This is a genomic window from Klebsiella sp. 141162, from assembly GCF_050600755.1.
Lineage (GTDB): Bacteria > Pseudomonadota > Gammaproteobacteria > Enterobacterales > Enterobacteriaceae > Klebsiella > Klebsiella aerogenes.
Genome location: NZ_JAQIRI010000002.1, coordinates 150,681 through 167,337, shown reverse-complemented (window position 1 = coordinate 167,337; position 16,657 = coordinate 150,681). Strand labels below are relative to the sequence as shown.

Annotated in this window: 16 protein-coding genes, 1 tRNA gene and 1 pseudogene; 6 read left to right on the top strand and 12 right to left on the bottom strand. The window is 53.2% G+C overall.

The window, feature by feature from the left end; all coding sequences use genetic code 11:
- Positions 1-186 precede the first annotated feature (186 nt).
- Complete coding sequence (locus PGR23_RS08405; protein WP_045395642.1) at positions 187-810, top strand: TfoX/Sxy family DNA transformation protein; 624 nt, start codon at positions 187-189, stop codon at positions 808-810.
- On the opposite strand, the gene yccS is transcribed toward PGR23_RS08405, so the two are convergent.
- Together yccS and PGR23_RS08395 are read right to left on the bottom strand one after the other, a co-directional pair.
- Positions 798-2,933: a YccS family putative transporter gene (yccS, locus tag PGR23_RS08400; RefSeq protein WP_348876204.1), complete on the bottom strand. Its 2,136-nt coding sequence runs from the start codon at positions 2,931-2,933 to the stop codon at positions 798-800. The two genes, PGR23_RS08405 and yccS, sit on opposite strands and share 13 nt — an antisense overlap.
- 17 nt (positions 2,934-2,950) lie before the next feature.
- Positions 2,951-3,397 (bottom strand): YccF domain-containing protein, encoded by a 447-nt coding sequence (locus tag PGR23_RS08395; RefSeq protein ID WP_045395640.1) that lies wholly within the window; start codon positions 3,395-3,397, stop codon positions 2,951-2,953.
- 123 nt (positions 3,398-3,520) lie between these two features.
- Here PGR23_RS08395 and helD point away from each other — a divergent pair, with 123 nt between their 5' ends.
- On the top strand, positions 3,521-5,575 hold the full coding sequence (gene helD, locus PGR23_RS08390) for a DNA helicase IV (protein WP_047045647.1): 2,055 nt from the start codon (positions 3,521-3,523) through the stop codon (positions 5,573-5,575).
- Between the two features lie 30 nt (positions 5,576-5,605).
- Here helD and mgsA read toward each other — a convergent pair whose 3' ends face one another.
- Positions 5,606-6,064, bottom strand: a complete 459-nt coding sequence (gene mgsA / locus PGR23_RS08385) for a methylglyoxal synthase (protein ID WP_047045649.1) — start codon at positions 6,062-6,064, stop codon at positions 5,606-5,608.
- 157 nt (positions 6,065-6,221) lie between these two features.
- On the opposite strand from mgsA, the gene PGR23_RS08380 reads away from it, so the two are divergent.
- Positions 6,222-6,635, top strand: coding sequence for a CoA-binding protein (locus PGR23_RS08380; protein WP_032714178.1), 414 nt, complete (start codon positions 6,222-6,224; stop codon positions 6,633-6,635).
- Positions 6,636-6,691: 56 nt separating this feature from the next.
- On the opposite strand, the gene hspQ is transcribed toward PGR23_RS08380, so the two are convergent.
- A complete protein-coding gene (hspQ, locus tag PGR23_RS08375) occupies positions 6,692-7,009 on the bottom strand; it encodes a heat shock protein HspQ (protein ID WP_015367415.1) in 318 nt (105 codons plus the stop codon).
- A 98-nt stretch (positions 7,010-7,107) separates the two neighbouring features.
- Complete coding sequence (rlmI, locus tag PGR23_RS08370) at positions 7,108-8,310, bottom strand: 23S rRNA (cytosine(1962)-C(5))-methyltransferase RlmI (protein WP_015367414.1); 1,203 nt, start codon at positions 8,308-8,310, stop codon at positions 7,108-7,110.
- Positions 8,311-8,491: 181 nt separating this feature from the next.
- Between rlmI and yccX the strand changes: the two genes are divergently transcribed.
- Entirely contained in the window at positions 8,492-8,773 is a 282-nt protein-coding gene (gene yccX, locus PGR23_RS08365; protein WP_047065499.1) for an acylphosphatase, read from the top strand.
- Here yccX and tusE read toward each other — a convergent pair.
- Together tusE and yccA are read right to left on the bottom strand one after the other, a co-directional pair.
- Positions 8,770-9,099 carry a sulfurtransferase TusE gene (gene tusE, locus PGR23_RS08360; protein WP_396279793.1) on the bottom strand — a complete coding sequence of 110 codons (330 nt, stop codon included), beginning with the start codon at positions 9,097-9,099 and terminating at the stop codon, positions 8,770-8,772. The two genes, yccX and tusE, sit on opposite strands and share 4 nt — an antisense overlap.
- 87 nt (positions 9,100-9,186) lie before the next feature.
- Entirely contained in the window at positions 9,187-9,846 is a 660-nt protein-coding gene (yccA, locus tag PGR23_RS08355) for an FtsH protease modulator YccA (RefSeq protein WP_015704916.1), read from the bottom strand.
- A 265-nt stretch (positions 9,847-10,111) separates the two neighbouring features.
- Here yccA and PGR23_RS08350 point away from each other — a divergent pair, with 265 nt between their 5' ends.
- Positions 10,112-11,740 (top strand): ABC transporter substrate-binding protein, encoded by a 1,629-nt coding sequence (locus tag PGR23_RS08350; protein WP_396279792.1) that lies wholly within the window; start codon positions 10,112-10,114, stop codon positions 11,738-11,740.
- 143 nt (positions 11,741-11,883) lie between these two features.
- A tRNA-Ser gene (locus PGR23_RS08345) sits at positions 11,884-11,971 on the top strand.
- Between the two features lie 119 nt (positions 11,972-12,090).
- Here the strand turns inward: PGR23_RS08345 and PGR23_RS08340 are convergent.
- From PGR23_RS08340 to PGR23_RS08320, 5 genes and pseudogenes are all read right to left on the bottom strand, one after another.
- Positions 12,091-12,427 (bottom strand): annotated as a pseudogene (locus PGR23_RS08340) (DUF4942 domain-containing protein); the annotation flags it as partial.
- A 131-nt stretch (positions 12,428-12,558) separates the two neighbouring features.
- Entirely contained in the window at positions 12,559-13,971 is a 1,413-nt protein-coding gene (locus PGR23_RS08335) for an OprD family outer membrane porin (protein WP_396279791.1), read from the bottom strand.
- A gap of 50 nt (positions 13,972-14,021) precedes the next feature.
- Entirely contained in the window at positions 14,022-14,780 is a 759-nt protein-coding gene (locus tag PGR23_RS08330; protein ID WP_049061370.1) for an SIS domain-containing protein, read from the bottom strand.
- Positions 14,777-15,943 carry a glycoside hydrolase family 88 protein gene (locus tag PGR23_RS08325; protein WP_049045495.1) on the bottom strand — a complete coding sequence of 389 codons (1,167 nt, stop codon included), beginning with the start codon at positions 15,941-15,943 and terminating at the stop codon, positions 14,777-14,779. Before PGR23_RS08325 ends, PGR23_RS08330 begins: the two co-directional genes overlap by 4 nt.
- 9 nt (positions 15,944-15,952) lie before the next feature.
- Positions 15,953-16,657, bottom strand: coding sequence for a sugar isomerase domain-containing protein (locus PGR23_RS08320; protein ID WP_308959155.1), 705 nt, complete (start codon positions 16,655-16,657; stop codon positions 15,953-15,955).

The window sequence follows — 16,657 nt, the reverse complement described above, 5'->3', positions numbered from 1 at the left end:
TTCAGCGAGTCTCTGCAACACGATTTGCAGAATAACTTTTTCCTGAAAGCGCCTCGCAAAACGGCGAGCTGGTTGAAATGAAGCCAAAATTCATCTTGCTGCACAAAACGAACTCACTTATTTTCTTCAATAACGGATCCGTTAATAAAAATTACTTTTATATGCATGATTACCAAAGGAATGATCATGAAGAAACTATCAAAATTACGGTTCCTCCAGTTTCAGGAGTGCCTTTCTCCCTTAGGCAAAATCAGTAGCCGGCCTCTATTTGGCGGTTACAGTCTGGCGATAGACAATACCGTGTTTGCCATGGTGGCCGAAGGCGAAATCTATCTTAGAGTGTGTGAGCAAAGCGCAGAATATCGCGTCGAGCATCATAGCCCAATGTTAACCATGCGCAAAAATGGTCGGCCGGTAGCGCTAAAATATTACCGTATAGATGAAGCATTATGGCAGGACAGTAAAATGCTGTTTCACCTCTCGGAGCTGTCTTTGCATACGGCGCGTAGCGAAAAGCAGCATCAGCGTGATTCTGGCAGGCTAAAAGATTTGCCTAATATCAGTTTCCACATGGAATTGATGTTGATTCATGCCGGAATAACCGATGTGAAAATGCTGCGTACAATTGGTGCGGAAAAAAGCTGGTTAAAATTGAGGGAGCATAATAAAGGAATATCAATCAATGTCCTTGAGTCCCTGGCGGGCGCGATTGCCGGCACCCATTCCGCCGCGCTCCCGGCGCAGCGGCGCCAGGAGCTACGGGAGTGGGCTAATACGCAAGGGTACGGCGTGGAGGATTATTCTGGTTGACCGGCAATCCGGCGCTGCAGGCGACATATTTCCGGCAGCAGTGCGAGCAGTAGCCCAATCTGCTGCAGGACCAATGGTTCTTTGCTGTCGGCTCGCGGTTCCAGGTGTTGAATACGTGATTGCAGGTTGCTGAGCGCCTGCTGAACGCGCTGTTCGTCCGCGGGAGAATGATGCAGCGCATCATCGACGTAGCAGACGGCATCATCGAGTAACGCCAGTATTTCCGGCGTCGTCAGTTTCTCCCTGTGCGCCCCCAACGCGGAAATATAGCTGGTAAACGTATGGTTAAGGCACAGCAGGCGGAATGCGGTTTCACGCATTGTGTTGTCGGCTTTTGGCTCTGTGGATAAATTGGATACCACTGATGCCAGCTCGCTATCCCGGTTATGTGCATTACGTCGGGCGACGCGATACTCAAGACGGTTGTCGCGCCCCTGATGGTACTGCTCAAGAATAGCGTCCAGATAACGGCAGTTAGCGTTGATAGCCTGATCAAGTACCCGAGGTAAATTACGGAAGTTCCAGTCTGGCCAGATAAAGGTCACTGCCGCCCAGGCGATAGCGCAGCCGATTAATGTATCGAGGATACGCGGTAAAGCGACTTCGAATCCCTCGCCCAACAGGTTAAAGCACAGCAGTACCAGCAGCGTGATAAACATAGTGGCATGCGCATACTGGACGTTGCGAAAGGCGAAAAACAGCACACCAGTTAGTACAATGAGCAATAGCTGGCCTTCGACCGAGGGAACCAGCAGCAGCACCGGTAGCCCGATAGCGACCCCTACCAATGTCCCGATGATCCTTAACGCCAGGCGATGCCGGGTAGCGTTATAGTTCGGCTGGCAAACAAACAGGCTGGTCAGCAGAATCCAGTAACCGTGGTTGAGGCCGGTAAACTGAATGAAGGCATAGCCCGCGCACAGCACCAGTGACATGCGCACCGCATGGCGGAAAAGCGCCGATTCCGGCGTCATATTGCTGCGCAGCCGTAGCCAGATATCGCTAAAGCCGCTGGGGCGATCGTCTGCAAGCAGGTTTTCGGGATGGTTGCTGGCCAGCACGCTGGTTTGCACCGATTCGATGGTTGCCAATTGCGCATCAATGGCGCGTAGGTTATTGAGTAGAAAACCCAGCGCTTTGACCTGATCTTGCGGCGCGCCGCTGGCGCGAACGCGATCCAGCGCCGCGTCAAGATGCATAAAGGCGCGTTCAAAATGCGCATCATGCTGATACGGAACGCGTAAGAGGATGGCGCGGGAGAGTTTCTGACACGCCTGCGCCTGCATCGACAGCATCCGCTGGAAACGGAACATCACATCGCTGTAGCGGAAATGGTCGCGAAGCGTCTGATACTGAATATGCGACGAGCTGGCACGCTCATGAATGTCCTGAGCGACGAAATAGTACTGTAGGGTACGACGAGTACCGCGTTGCCCGCGGTCGCCGCGCAGGCGCGTAAGTAAAGACGCTTTCGTCTGGTTCAGCATCGCAACCAGTTTGCCGTTGGCGAGCGCCAGATCGTACAACGGCGCCTGACTTTCATCTTCGATATCCGGATCGAACAACCGTGATTTAAGTTCAAGATACTGCGCCAGCTGTTCATAGCTGCGCGCAAGGTTATCCTGCAGCGGACGAATGGGGAAAATAAGATGACCGGCGAGTGTTAATACGTTGTACCAGATGGCGCCAGCCAGCAAAAAGAGCGGCTGCAGGTACCAACTGTTATACAGAGTGACCCCTAACATGGTGTAGATAGCGATCAGTAAGGCGCCGAAAGCAATGGTGGCATAGCGTTGACCCAGACCGCCGAGCAAGATAAAGCCCGTCGTGGACAGGGTTAAGCCTATAGCAAACAGCCATGGCCACGGAAACAGTAATTCCACCGATGCGGAAGCAATAAAGAAGCAGACCAGCGTAATGGCGAGATTACGTAGCCGCCCGGTGAGGCGATCGTCGAGGTCGGTCAGCGCCGCGGCTACCACCCCGAGCGTTAACGGGATCGTGAGTTTGACTTCGCCAATCCACCACGGCGCGATCGTGGTGCCACAAAGCGCAATAAATATCCTGGCGTTATATAACCAGGCGCTATTCCATGTATAACGGCGGAGCAGGGGGCTTAACATAACAGTGATCCGTACAATTACTGAAAGCGGCGGCGGGCGTTGGCTTCGCGTGCGGCGCGAGCCGTTTCAACGGAGACCACGCGGCGTCCTACTGGCCAAAGCGCAATAGCGGCAATTTTAAAGTTGGCGATCCCGACAGGGATACCAATGATGGTCAGGCACTGGGCGATACCGCTGAAGATATGCATCAGGCACAGCCACCAGCCAAAGAACATGAACCACAAAATATTCAAAATAGTGCCGCCCGCGTTCAGTAAGCTGTTTTTTGCTTCAGGTTCCAGTTCATCAACATGAATGGCTTCATTACCGTAGGGGAAAAGCGATAACCTGGTAATTTCCCAACATGAACGGGTCAGCGGTAACGTGAAAATCAAAACAATACTGACCAGCGTCGCCAGTAGCCAACCGAGCGTGGTGGCGAAACCGCCAAGAACAAAGTTTAAAATATTCAGAATGGTACGCATAAACCCTCTGGTTAACCCTATGGATAATAAGACCCGGCAATTGTAACGTTTTTTTGCGCTGGAGCACCTGCTCGCGGGCGGTTAAACTTAAAAACATTCAAACTGATTGAAATTTGGCGATATATGGAACTTAAAGCGACAACATTGGGCAAACGCATGGCGCAGCATCCTTATGATCGGGTGCAGTTGCTGAATGCCGGGGTTAAAGTCTCCGGCGATCGTCATGAGTATCTTATACCTTTCAATCAGTTATTGTCAGTTCAATGTAAGCGTGGCCTGGTGTGGGGCGAGCTGGAGTTCGCACTGCCTGAAAGCAAAGTTGTGCGTTTGCATGGTACCGAGTGGGCTGAGACGCAACATTTCTATCATCATCTCAATAATCTCTGGCAGCAGTGGAGCGCGGAGATGAGTGAAATTGCCGCGCAATTACTGCGCCAACAGTTAAGTGAAATTGAACGCGCCAGCGCCGAAGGTAAGTGGCTGACCCGCCAGCAGGTCGCCGATGTTCAGGCGAAGATACGCCGCGCCTTAACCGGACTGCCTTTCCCTGAGAGCCGTCTGGATGAATTTGATAACTGCCGCGAACTGTGGCGCCAGTGTCAATGCTGGCTTAGCGATATCGACGAGGCTCGCCTGGCACATAATCAAGCCTATACCGAAGCCATGCTGGAACAGTATCGCGCTTTCTTCGATAAGGTCGAGTCTTCACCGCTCAACCCGGCGCAGGCGCGGGCGGTGGTTAACGGCGAGCGTTCGTTGCTGGTGCTTGCCGGCGCCGGTAGCGGAAAAACCTCGGTGCTGGTCGCCCGTGCAGGGTGGTTGTTAAATCGCGGCGAGGCGGCAGCCGATCAGATCCTGCTCCTGGCGTTTGGCCGTCAGGCTGCTCAGGAAATGGATGAACGTATTCAGGAGCGATTGGGAACCGACGAGATTGCTGCGCGGACCTTTCATTCACTGGCGTTACATATTATTCAGCAGGGTAGTAAGAAGGTTCCGGCGATCAGTAAGCTGGAAAACGATACCGCCGCCCGGCAAAAGCTTTTGTTGAAGGCCTGGCAGCAGCAGTGTCAGGAGAAAAAAGCGCAGGCTAAAGGCTGGCGTCAGTGGTTGATGGATGAGATGGAGTGGCAGATTGACGAAGGCGATTTCTGGCAGGATCGCGCGCTGCTGCGTCGCCTGGCTGGCCGTCTTGACCGCTGGGTTAGTTTGATGCGTATGCATGGCGGCTCGCAGGCGGAGATGATCGCCAGCGCGCCTGAAGAAGTACGCGACCTCTTTAATAAGCGTGTGAAACTGATGGCCCCGCTACTGAAAGCCTGGAAAACGGCGTTGAAAGAGGAGAATGCCGTTGATTTCTCCGGGCTTATTCACCAGGCCGTTAACATACTGGATAAAGGCCGTTTTGTGAGCCCCTGGAAACATATTCTGGTGGATGAATTTCAGGATATCTCTCCACAGCGCGCTGAATTGCTGGCGGCGCTGCGCCGGCAAAATAAACAGACCACGTTATTTGCGGTGGGTGACGACTGGCAGGCTATCTATCGCTTTAGCGGCGCGCAGCTCTCTTTAACCACGGCATTTAACCACTACTTTGGCGAAGGGGACTGTTGCGCGCTGGATACCACCTATCGATTTAATGGTCGTATCGGCGAAATCGCCAACGGTTTTATTCAGCAAAACCCGCATCAGTTGGCTAAACCGCTGAATAGTCTGACCGCTGGCGATAAGAAAGCGGTGACCCTGCTGCCCGACGATAAACTCGACGATCTGCTCGACAAGTTGAGCGGCTACGTTAAACCGCAACAGCGGATTTTACTGCTGGCGCGCTATCACCATCTGAAACCCGCCGCGCTGGAAAAAGCCGCGACCCGCTGGCCGCATCTGCAGCTAGATTTTATGACAATTCATGCCAGCAAAGGCCAGCAGGCTGACTTTGTTATTGTGTTGGGCTTGCAGGAGGGTGATGACGCCTTCCCGGCGCCGGCAAGAGAGTCGGTGATGGAACAGGCATTGCTCCCACAGCCGGAAGATTTCCCTGATGCTGAAGAGCGTAGGCTACTGTATGTGGCGATAACCCGCGCCCGCCTGCGGGTCTGGCTGCTGTTCAATAAAGAACGACCATCGCCGTTTGTTGAGGTTTTGCAGGAGTTGGGCGTGCCGGTGGCGCGAAAGCCCTGATCATCGGCGGCCGTCTGGCCGCCGTGGGAATTACTTCAGGCGCTCGGCAAGGTAACGCTGGTAATCAGGGATGAGAATATCGATAGGCTGGTTGAAATCCGGCGACTGAATAATAAAGTCAGCGGTGGCGGCATTCGTGGCAACCGGGATATTCCACACCGTCGCCAGACGCAGGAGCGCTTTGACGTCAGGATCGTGGGGCACCGCATTCAGCGGATCCCAGAAGAAGATCAGCACATCAATTTTCCCTTCAGAAATCAGCGCGCCCACCTGCTGGTCGCCGCCCATCGGGCCGCTCAGCATCGCTTTCACTTCCAGCCCGGTGGCGCGTGAGACCAGGTTGCCGGTGGTCCCGGTTGCATAGAGCTGGTGCTGAGCCAGTAGCGCCTGGTGACGTTCGACCCATTTCATCAGCAGATCTTTGCAGTGATCGTGTGCTACCAGCGCGATATGTTTGCGTGCGGGCAAGGTGCGTGTTGTCAGTTCCATAATGGGGTTCCACTTATATTAACTTGCAGACAGATTACTGGAAGTGACTGATGCTGCAAGCGTTGGGGAGAAAATTTTTGCTGTATCTGTGAGTTAGTCTGGATGGCTGCTTTACCCGTATTAGCTTACACTAGGGCTAAAGAGCAGGAGGATTATGATGAAAGAGAACGATATTGCCGGCATTCTAACCGCGACGCGGACGATTGCGCTGGTAGGCGCCAGCGACAAGCCCGATCGCCCGAGCTATCGGGTAATGAGATATCTGTTGGAACAGGGCTATCATGTCATTCCTGTTTCGCCCAAGGTGGCGGGCAAAACGCTGCTCGGTCAACAAGGCTATGCCACCCTGGCGGAGGTACCTGAAAAGGTCGATATGGTCGATGTGTTCCGCAATTCCGAAGCGGCGTGGGGCGTGGCGCAAGAGGCCGTCGCCATCGGAGCGAAGACGTTGTGGATGCAGCTTGGCGTTATTAATGAACAGGCAGCGGTTATGGCGCGTGAAGCGGGGTTAAATGTGGTCATGGACCGCTGCCCTGCGATTGAAATTCCGCGGCTTGGGCTAGCGAAGTAAAATAAAAAACCCCGTGTTAACGGGGTTTTTAACAAAGCATCGGGAACAAAGGCCAGTCAGTTCCGCAGCCGCGGCGCCTGCAGCTGTTTACGGATAGTCTGCGCCAGTTCGTCCATCGATGGCTGTTCGGGATGCTCATCGCTGGCTTCACTACTGAGCTGCGCTTCCGCGAGGTAGGTGTGGACCGGCTGGCCGTCCTCATCTTCCATCACAACATGATACCAGGGGGCCGCGCGCAGTTCATCGTTGGCGCCGATTTCATCCGCGGCGGGCTCGTCAAGCGAATACTCTGGATCGATATCAACGATTACGCCAAGGTAGCCGAGTAGCGTATGGCGAACCTGTTGGCCGATACCGAATTTGCTGGCAATCATAGTCACCTCCCGGGAAACGCTGGCGCCCACTGTATCCATCATCTTCAAATGTTCTTGAGTCATGAGAATAACGTGTGGGCGATGTTCCGCTTTTCAAGTTACATGACGCGACAGGCAAACCCTTTCAGATACAGTCCTTCCGGGTAGGTTGCGATCACCGGGTGATCGGCAGCCTGACGGAACTGCTCTATAAATTGTACATCACGCCCGGCGTCTATTGCGGCATCGGCGATGATTTTCTGAAATAAATCGGTGGTCATCAGGCCGGAACAGGAGAAAGTCAACAGCACGCCGCCGGGGTTCAACAGCTGGATCGCCAGCATGTTGATGTCTTTATAGCCGCGGCAGGCGCCCATCAGTTGGCTTTTGTTTTCGACGAATTTTGGCGGATCCATGACGATGACATCGAATTTTTCCCCCTGATCGCGATATTTACGCAGCAGTTTGAATACGTCATCGCGCACGAATTCGGCTTTGGACAGATCCAGCTTATTGAGCTCAACGTTCTGCCGGGCGACGTCCAGCGCTTCCTGTGAAGTATCAACGCTGGTGACCTGACGGCAGCCGCCCATCAGCGCAGAAACCGCGAATCCACCGGTATAAGAGAAGCAGTTGAGGACGCGCTTATCGGCGACGTAGCGGCGGGTCGCCAGACGGCTATCGCGCTGATCGAGATAGTAGCCGGTTTTATGGCCACCCTGGATATCTACCAGCAACTGCATACCGTGCTCGGTAATGGGCAGCAGCGCCGGCGGCAGTTCGCCTACCACCGGGCCCTGCGCCAGATCCAACCCTTCTTTTTTACGCACCGCCACATCGCTGCGATCGTAAATAGAGCATTGCGGGAACAGGGTCTGCAGGGCGCTGACAATGGCCGCACGCTGATATTCGGCGCCGGCGCTCAACAACTGCAGGACGAAGAAATCGCCAAAGCGATCGATCGTTACGCCAGGCAGGCCGTCGGATTCCCCGGCGATTAAACGATAGCTGTCAAGACCATCGCGTTCGGCCAGCCATTGACGCCAGGTTTGCGCCTGCTGCAGGCGACGCTCGAAAAAAGCATTATCGATAGCTTCATGACGATCGAAACTCCAGACACGGGCGCGGATCTGCGAGGAGGGCGAATAGGCGCCGCGAGCGAGCCATTTCCCTTGGGAATCAACGATATCAATCGTCTCGCCGGAACGAGCTTTACCTTCCATCCGGGCGACGGCGCCGGAGAAAATCCATGGATGGCGACGCAGCAGGGATTTCTCGCGTCCTTTGGCTAATACTAAGCGTGGGATAATGGAATCTGTCATGGGGCTACCTTTAAGCGACGGAGCGTCGGCACCGAAAAATGGCGCGTAGATTAGCATAACTGGCTGGGGCAAGCACCATTCCTGCCGCCGCCGGGCGGATGTTTTAGCGTCAGGCAAAAGTGAGTATGCTGGAGAGAATTTGCTATTCTCTGCAACAGGATAGTGTAGTAGAGGGGGTAATATGGCGAAGGTATGCACGATGGCATGGGTTCACGGAGTCGTTCAGGGCGTGGGATTCCGCTATTCAACGCAGCGTGAAGCGCTGCAGCTGGGGCTTACAGGTTATGCGCGAAATCTGGATGATGGCAGCGTGGAAGTGCTGGCCTGCGGGGAGGTGGAGCAGGTGGAGAAACTGATTGCCTGGCTTAAGGCTGGCGGGCCGCGTAGCGCAAGGGTCGACAGGGTGTTAACCGAGCCCCATCAACCCACCAGAGAGTGGCAAAAATTCGCTATTCTCTATTAAATGCATTTTACGGGCTTCGGCAGACCGGCGATTTTAGTCGCCTGTTTAGCCGGGCCTTTGGGGAATAATCGATACAGGTAGCGGCTGTTGCCTTTCTCTTCACCGAATTTATTCGCCATCGCTTTGACCAGCATACGGATGGCTGGCGAAGTGTTGAACTCCAGATAAAAATCGCGCACGAAGCGCACCACTTCCCAGTGTTCGACGGACAGGGTGATCCCTTCCTGAGCGGCGATAACTTCCGCCATCTCTTCACTCCACTGAGTCGTCTCTTTCAGATAGCCTTCGCTATCGGTCTCTATTTCACTGCCTTCAAAGATAAACATGATTTTTCACATAATGCGGAAACTGCGCGCAGTGTAGCAAAAAATAAGGCCCCGCATAAGCGAGGCCTGGTGTTGCAGGAGAGAAGGTTAGTCTCTGCTGGCGAAGCCGAGGATGCTCAGCAGGCTGACGAAGATATTGTACAGCGAAACATACAGGCTAACGGTGGCGCGAATGTAGTTGGTCTCGCCGCCGCGGATGATGTTGCTGGTTTCAAACAAAATCGCGCCGGAAGAGATAAGGATGAACACCGCGCTGATGGCCAGGTGCAGAGCCGGCAGCTGCAGGAAGATGTTCGCCACCATACCAATCAGGACGACCACCACGCCCGCCATCAGCATGCCGCCGAGGAAAGACATGTCTTTGCGCGTCGTTAATACGTAAGCCGAGCAGCAGAAGAAGACCAGCGCGGTGCCGCCCAGCGCCAGACCGATCAAATCGCCCATGCCTGCGGACAGGTAAGCGTTCAGCATTGGCCCCAGGATGTAGCCGAGGAAGCCGGTAAAGGCGAAGGCCGCCAGAATACCGCTTGGTTTATTAGCCAGTTTGTAGGTCAGGAACATCAGACCATACATGCCCACCAGGGTGAGGATGAGCCCCGGAGACGGCAGCATCAGCACGGTGCTGGCGGTGGCGGTGATCGCCGAAAACGCCAGCGTCAGGCTGAGCAGAAAATAGGTGTTACGCAGAACTTTGTGCGTGCTGAGCAGCGATGAACGGTCACGCGATGAGGTAATTATACGATCCATGAGTCACTCTCTTATGACAGATGTAATTAGTTATGAAGCATAAGAAAAGCGAGCCGAAAGCCATAATGCTTTTACCCATCTTTACTCAGATCCCGGTGCCGGTGGGGTAGCGTTTTATTCTGGTAAAATAGATTAAGACAGTATGTTTATGCGTTCAACGACGGAAAGCAGATCTGAATCTTATAGGTCACTGAAAAATATTGCCTTAATGCCAGTCAGCGACTAAGTGTGGAAAGGGTATCAACGAAGCATAAAGGCAAGGGAAATGAAACGAAAACAATATAACCACATCACACACGCATTATTGGTCCTGGGTTTACTCGGCAGCGCGGCCACGGCAATCGCCGCCCAGGTCCCGCAGGGTACCGAACTTGCAGCAAAACAGGAGCTCGTCAGGAACAACGGTAATGAACCCGCTTCGCTCGACCCGCATAAGGTCGAAAGCGACGTCGAGTATAATATCATCAGCGATCTGTTCGAAGGGTTGGTGAGCGTTTCGCCGCAGGGCGAGATTCAGCCGCGGCTGGCGCTGAAGTGGGAGAATAAAGATAACCTCGTCTGGACTTTCCATCTGCGTCCTGGCATCAACTGGTCCGATGGGACAGCGATTACCGCGCAGGATATCGTCTGGAGCTGGCAGCGGCTGGTCACGCCGACCACCGCTTCGCCGTACGCCAGCTATCCGGGTAATATGCATATCGTTAACGCCCGCGATATCTCGGAGGGAAAACAGTCGCCGGAAACTCTCGGCGTAAAAGCGCTGGACGATACCACGCTGCAGATCACGTTGGATCAGCCTAACGCCGCCTTCCTCGCAATGCTTGCTCACCCGTCGTTGGTGCCTATTGATAAGGTGCTGGTGGAGCGCTTTGGTGACAAATGGACTAAACCGGAACATATCGTCACCAGCGGCCCTTATACGCTTTCGAAGTGGGTCGTCAACGAGCGCATCGTGGCGCAACGCAACCCTAAGTACTGGGATAATGAACATACGGTAATTAATAAAGTGACCTATCTGCCGATTACCTCCGAAGCGGCGGATGTGAATCGCTATAAAGCCGGTGAGATAGATATTGTTTATACGCTGCCGGTGAACCAGTTTGCGTTACTGAAGAAAACGATGGGCTCGCAGCTGAATGTTTCTCCGCAGCTGGCGACCTACTATTACGAACTCAATACCACTAAACCGCCCTTTAATGACCCCAGAGTGCGCCGGGCGCTCAACATGGGGCTGGATAAAGATATCATCGCCGATAAGGTGATGGGGCAGGGACAGCGTCCGGCATGGCTAATTAGCCAGCCCGATATTGGCGGCGTCACGCTGAAACAACCGGATTACGCCAGCTGGCCGCGCGACAAACGCATTGCCGAGGCAAAAAAACTGCTTAACGAGGCGGGCTTTAACGAAAGTCATCCTTTAGTCTTTAACCTGCTTTATAACACCTCGGAGACGCACCAGCGCATTGCCATCGCCGCCAGTTCAATGTGGAAGAAAAATCTCGGCGTAGAGGCGAAGCTGCAGAACCAGGAGTGGAAGACGATGCTGGATACCATGCATACGCATAATTTTGATGCCGTGCGTTATGCCTGGATCGCCGATTATGACGATGCGGCGTCATTCCTGAATAACTTCCGCACCGGCGATAGCGAAAACACCAGCCAATACAGTAACCCGGCCTATGATAAAGCGCTGCATGATGCGGCGAAGGCGGCGGATACCGCCGCGCGAGGCAAATTCTATCAGCAAGCGGAGGATCTGTTGGCTGAGGATGTGCCCGCGATTCCTGTTTATCACTATGTGCGTACCCATTTAGTGAAGCCGTGGGTCGGCGGGTTCGAGCCGGATAAGCTGGGCTTTTACTACACCAAAGATATGTACATCATAAAACATTGAGTCAAAGGGCGTTCTTAACGCCGAATTTCTGCGCAAACTGCCTGAAATTCAGACGAATAACACGGATTTGTTTGTTTTTAAGGCAGTTGAACAAAATGATGCTTTACAGCATCGGCAGAGGTGTTTATAGTGCGCCCCATACCGGAAGCGTGGCCGAGCGGTTGAAGGCACCGGTCTTGAAAACCGGCGACCCGAAAGGGTTCTAGAGTTCGAATCTCTACGCTTCCGCCAAATATAAGCCCCGAGCTAATTATTAGCTTGGGGCTTTTTCTTTTTTATCGGTATTAAGTTACCATCTGTTATGCCATAACTGCCTGGCTGTGATGGTGAGCTTGAGAATTCGTCGGACAATACCACTGGTCATGCGCCTGAACATCTATCAGACTCAGCATACCGGACTTCTTCATTGAATCACGCCATATACTGCATTCAAGATTGCGGGTAATGGCTTTTATGGCGGCTTCTGGTTTCTCTATCAGCTAGCAGCTACGGTGGAAGTCTTGAGTCATAGCCTAGTCGAGGACCGTTTTCCCTGATACTGCAGGTCAGTGCCGAGATATCGGCAAGTTGCTGAATGAGCGTTTCAATCTGTGCTGGTGCAGTGTTACGCCCGGTGATGATACGTTCAATGCTGGTGAAGCGAATCACGTCGGTATGGTCGATTAATACTTCAGGTTCAGTCTGCATGTTGTTATCTCCATAAATTAAATGACCTGCAATCATGAACGCATCGAACCGGTTCTCGTTGCAACCTGTGCACTAGAACAAATATTATGAACCTATGTGCGCCCCCTCGTGTTTTATTGAGGGGGCACGGCTTAGAAGATATTGAAGCTGTAGCCGACGATAAACTTCACGTCGTTACGATCGGTTTTATAGTTGCTGTCCGTCGACCTGAACAGTGCAGGGAGCAGGGTGAAGGAGAGGCCTTTCGCCATACCCTCGGCTACCGAGTAGCGAGCGGATAGATCCAAAGACACCATACTACCGTCGTACTTTCTCACTGAACCGGTTTTGCTGACATCGCTCACCACATGCCAGCCGTAGGTTCCGGCCCCTCCCAGGGTTAGCTCCGGTAGATTAAAATCTGCGAAGTTATAACTCACGCCAAAACGAACAGCATGGGCACCGGAAACGTTAAAGTCTTCCAGCTGTGACAGCGTTGGCTGATAATCACGCTTATCGGAGTTCGCCCACGGGGTTAAGCGGAAGTTGTAATCCCCGGTGTTGGGTGCGTAGTTCTGACTGTAGCCGAGCGACCACACGGTATTGTTGTGACTCAGGTTAAAACCTATCCCTACATAGTATTCCGTTGATGGATCTTTAATCTTCGACAGATCTTCGATGTAGCGCGCGCCCTGATAGAAGAGCTTACTTTGCAGGGAGAAAGCTTTGGTCAAAGTATCGTTCCGTTCGACCAGCGCCTGCCAGTTGCGACGATAGCCTTTACCTTCGCCGTAACCAACGTCGAGAACGGTATTTCCGAAGTTATAGACCGCACCCACCGTGTGAATGTAATCGATTATTTCACCGGCTTTAATAATTTTGCCGTTGTCATCAAGCCCGGCGGCGTTGTTCTGGTGCCAGGCCGTAGTCATCGGTTTAAAATCACGGCTCCAGTCGTTCTTGAAGCGGTCGGCCCAGGCGTAGGTTAGCCGCAGTTTATCGAGGGTCAGGGCACTGTCAAACCCGCGGAAAGCGTGGGGGTTGAGACCCCAACTGCTTTTAACGGTACCGGAGTTGATGGGGGTATAACCCGCCGCCAGCTTGAAGTTGGTACCTGCATCGCCAAGATTGAGCTTTAGTGCGGCAACCGACACGCTCATGTAGGACTTCTCGCATGGGCTGAACTTGCCTGGTTGGCCACATTCGTAGTCGTAGTAAAGGATCTCCGACTGACCGACAGTATGCCCGAGTTTGATATTGGCGTTGCCCCAGAAATCAAAGCCAATGACATCTTTGTAATAGCCAGAAATATAGCTAATCGCCACGTTACCGGTCTGGTTCTGGATCCCGGCCGGACCCAGTCCGTATTTACCGGTAGTAGGATCTTTGACTGCACGATGACGAATGTATAACGAGGTATTGAAGTTTAATTTGCCTTCATCATAAAACGCTTTCTCAAACTGCGAAGGCGCTTCATAATCCGTTTCTTCTTCCGCAAAGGCATTTGGGGTAATAAAAAGCAACAGCGATGCACACAGAGAAACTCTGAGTTTATGACTTGTCATTATTATATACCTTATAAAACCCTGTATTGTAGGGCGAGGGGACGTACTACTTATTTAAAATTATTGTTATTTATCAGCTCCGGGATCCGGGGGCCATATTTTTCCAGAAGATATTCATTATGTTGCGCCGAATTAGCAATATTACCGCTCAAAAACACCGGTAGACATTTATTATCACGCCCCAGCTTTGCGATGATTTCTGCAAACAGGCTGTGCATAATAAAGAGCCCGGTCATCGAGGAGACTGGCGCAAACGGCGTCGTATGATCCGCAAGCGACAGCACCGCATCACCGATGGGCACCTGGTTATCTATCGCGATATCTGCGCAGTCGCGCAGTTTGAGGCCAGCCTTGTGCTTCGACGGTTGGGTCTCGGCATATAGGAAACTGGTCAGCGCCAACGTCAATGCCCCGTGCTGTCTTGCCCACAATGCCGCATCCACCGGCGCGGGGTTGATCCCGGAAGTTGAAATAACAATTAATGCATCTTTATTGGTTATCGCGAACTTCTCCAGATGCCCTGCGATATAATCATTTTGCTTTTCATAATACGATGAAGCTGCCGCACCTTCATGTAGCATTAAAGGCTCGATAAATATCGGCCGGACTGGGGCGATACCGCCGGCGCGATAAAACATATCTTCAGCGAAAATATGTGAGTGACCACAGCCGAAAATATAAATCACACCACCCTGATTAATGACCTTTGCCAGTTGCCCGGCGGCGGAGGTGATTTTATGGCTTTCCTGTTGGGTAATGTCGTTAAGTTTCTTCTGGACGATATTTAAATAACTTTGAATCATTGTCATAACCAGTATCCTGACCATTGCGGTTGGTAGATTCGGTATAACGCTTCCATGTAGAAGTAATCCCCCCAGAGATTACATTCATCGATGCCTTTGCCAAGGGCATAGGCGTAAACACCGTGTTTAAGTAAGCCTTCGCAGGCGTCGTCATCGCGGGCAGAAGCGCCGCGCATTAATGCCTGCAGAAGCTGACGCGCCAGTTTCTCGTACCCGGCCTCCGGGAAGTGCTTGTGCGCTTCGAGCAGGCCGCACACGGCAATGGCCAGCGCGGAGCTGTCTTTTGGCGCCGCCGGATCAGTGGCAAGCAGCAGATCCCAGGCCGGAACACCGTCCTCCGGCAGGTAGCGGAAGAAGTACTCGCAGGCCTGCTGCCAGCGCTCGTAGTAGTCGGTTTCCCCGGTGGCAGACCAGTGAAGTGGGATCCCGAGAATGGCCCACGCCTGTCCGCGCGCCCAACAGGAGTTATCGCTGTACCCCTGGAAGGTTTTCCCGTGTGAAGGCGCACCGCTTTTCGGGTCAAAATAGAAGGTATGGAAAGTAGAGCCATCTGCGCGAAAAATGTTGTTGATAACCGCCGCATAGTGACGTTCAGCAACGATTCTATAACGCGACTCACCGCTGATCTTCGCCGCCACGTGGAGCAGAGGAAGGTTAATCAGTGAATCGATAATAAGCCGGTACTCCTGCGGGTCATTAAGCGTTCCCCAGGCCTGGATAAAACCGGCGCTGTCGTGAAAACGATTCACCAGCAGATCGGCCGCCGCCACGATAAGCGGGGTTAACTCGTCGCGCTCCGTCAGTTTCCAGTGCGCGACCGCCGACAGGCTATAAAGGAAGCCGATATCGTGATGGTCAAGGACATGGTGTGCCACCAGGCGCGCTTTAAAACTGACGACGTTACGTTCAACGCCGTCCAGGTATGCCGTATCGCCGCTAAACTCCCAGGCCATGGCCTGCATCCCGGTCCAAAAACCATTGGTCCAGTCGTTATTCTCTTTCAGGACATAGCGATTGTTGTGAGTGCAGGCGGAGGGGAATTTCTCGCCATACAGGCCCATGTTGCGCGTGATGCGCTGCACACATGCCGCCAGCGCATCCCGACAGTCGTCGGGAGTGATAGCAGGAAAGGGCAGCGGTGCGAGGCGATTAGACAGAGTCTCTTTCATGTTTTTCCCCTACAGCGTAAACACGCGCTCTTTGTACTGACTCATCAGCGCATCGTTGTATTCTTTGCCACCGGCCAGATTGATGCTGCGCATCACCGGCGGCGCGATACCCTGTTCCAGCAGCATCTCGATGCAGCGGATTACTACGTTATTGATGATGAAGGCCGCAGAAAGCGAGGACACCGGGCCGGTCATGATGTTGCCGTTATCCATACTCAGCGTGCAGTCACCGGCCGGACAGCCGTTATCGAGAATGACGTCGGCATATTCGCAAATGCTCTCGCTCGTTGATACCGACTCTCCGGTGTAGCGGGTGATTACAACCAGCTTCAGTCCCATCTCTTTAACCTTGCGTGCCAGCTCAACGTGCAGCGGCTTGGTGCCGGAGTTGGAGATAATCACAAAGCAGTCTGCCTCGCGCAGATCCAGCAGCCCGGAAAAGATATCGCCAATCCCTTTGAGCGAATCAAACCAGCCGGTTGGTCCATAGAACTGATCGATGGCTTTGGTGTTGACCAGGCCACCCGCACGACCGGCCAGCTCGACCGCCGCGGCAAACGAATGGCCGGAGCCAAAACCGTGAATGATGCCGTTGGCTTTGACGCACTCGGCAAACAGCGCCGCCGCCTGCTCAACTTCAGCACTCTGAGTAAGAAACACCTGATCCAGCGTTGCTAATACATGCTGATAATATTGCTGCTGATGTGGTGACAT

What these genes read in the sequence shown, in the direction of transcription:
- PGR23_RS08405 (WP_045395642.1), top strand. Translation starts at nt 187, where the DNA reads ATGAAGAAACTATCAAAATTACGGTTCCTCCAGTTTCAGGAGTGCCTT.
- yccS (WP_348876204.1), bottom strand. Translation starts at nt 2,933, where the DNA reads ATGTTAAGCCCCCTGCTCCGCCGTTATACATGGAATAGCGCCTGGTTA.
- PGR23_RS08395 (WP_045395640.1), bottom strand. Translation starts at nt 3,397, where the DNA reads ATGCGTACCATTCTGAATATTTTAAACTTTGTTCTTGGCGGTTTCGCC.
- helD (WP_047045647.1), top strand. Translation starts at nt 3,521, where the DNA reads ATGGAACTTAAAGCGACAACATTGGGCAAACGCATGGCGCAGCATCCT.
- mgsA (WP_047045649.1), bottom strand. Translation starts at nt 6,064, where the DNA reads ATGGAACTGACAACACGCACCTTGCCCGCACGCAAACATATCGCGCTG.
- PGR23_RS08380 (WP_032714178.1), top strand. Translation starts at nt 6,222, where the DNA reads ATGAAAGAGAACGATATTGCCGGCATTCTAACCGCGACGCGGACGATT.
- hspQ (WP_015367415.1), bottom strand. Translation starts at nt 7,009, where the DNA reads ATGATTGCCAGCAAATTCGGTATCGGCCAACAGGTTCGCCATACGCTA.
- rlmI (WP_015367414.1), bottom strand. Translation starts at nt 8,310, where the DNA reads ATGACAGATTCCATTATCCCACGCTTAGTATTAGCCAAAGGACGCGAG.
- yccX (WP_047065499.1), top strand. Translation starts at nt 8,492, where the DNA reads ATGGCGAAGGTATGCACGATGGCATGGGTTCACGGAGTCGTTCAGGGC.
- tusE (WP_396279793.1), bottom strand. Translation starts at nt 9,099, where the DNA reads ATGTTTATCTTTGAAGGCAGTGAAATAGAGACCGATAGCGAAGGCTAT.
- yccA (WP_015704916.1), bottom strand. Translation starts at nt 9,846, where the DNA reads ATGGATCGTATAATTACCTCATCGCGTGACCGTTCATCGCTGCTCAGC.
- PGR23_RS08350 (WP_396279792.1), top strand. Translation starts at nt 10,112, where the DNA reads ATGAAACGAAAACAATATAACCACATCACACACGCATTATTGGTCCTG.
- PGR23_RS08335 (WP_396279791.1), bottom strand. Translation starts at nt 13,971, where the DNA reads ATGACAAGTCATAAACTCAGAGTTTCTCTGTGTGCATCGCTGTTGCTT.
- PGR23_RS08330 (WP_049061370.1), bottom strand. Translation starts at nt 14,780, where the DNA reads ATGACAATGATTCAAAGTTATTTAAATATCGTCCAGAAGAAACTTAAC.
- PGR23_RS08325 (WP_049045495.1), bottom strand. Translation starts at nt 15,943, where the DNA reads ATGAAAGAGACTCTGTCTAATCGCCTCGCACCGCTGCCCTTTCCTGCT.
- PGR23_RS08320 (WP_308959155.1), bottom strand. Translation starts at nt 16,657, where the DNA reads ATGTCACCACATCAGCAGCAATATTATCAGCATGTATTAGCAACGCTG.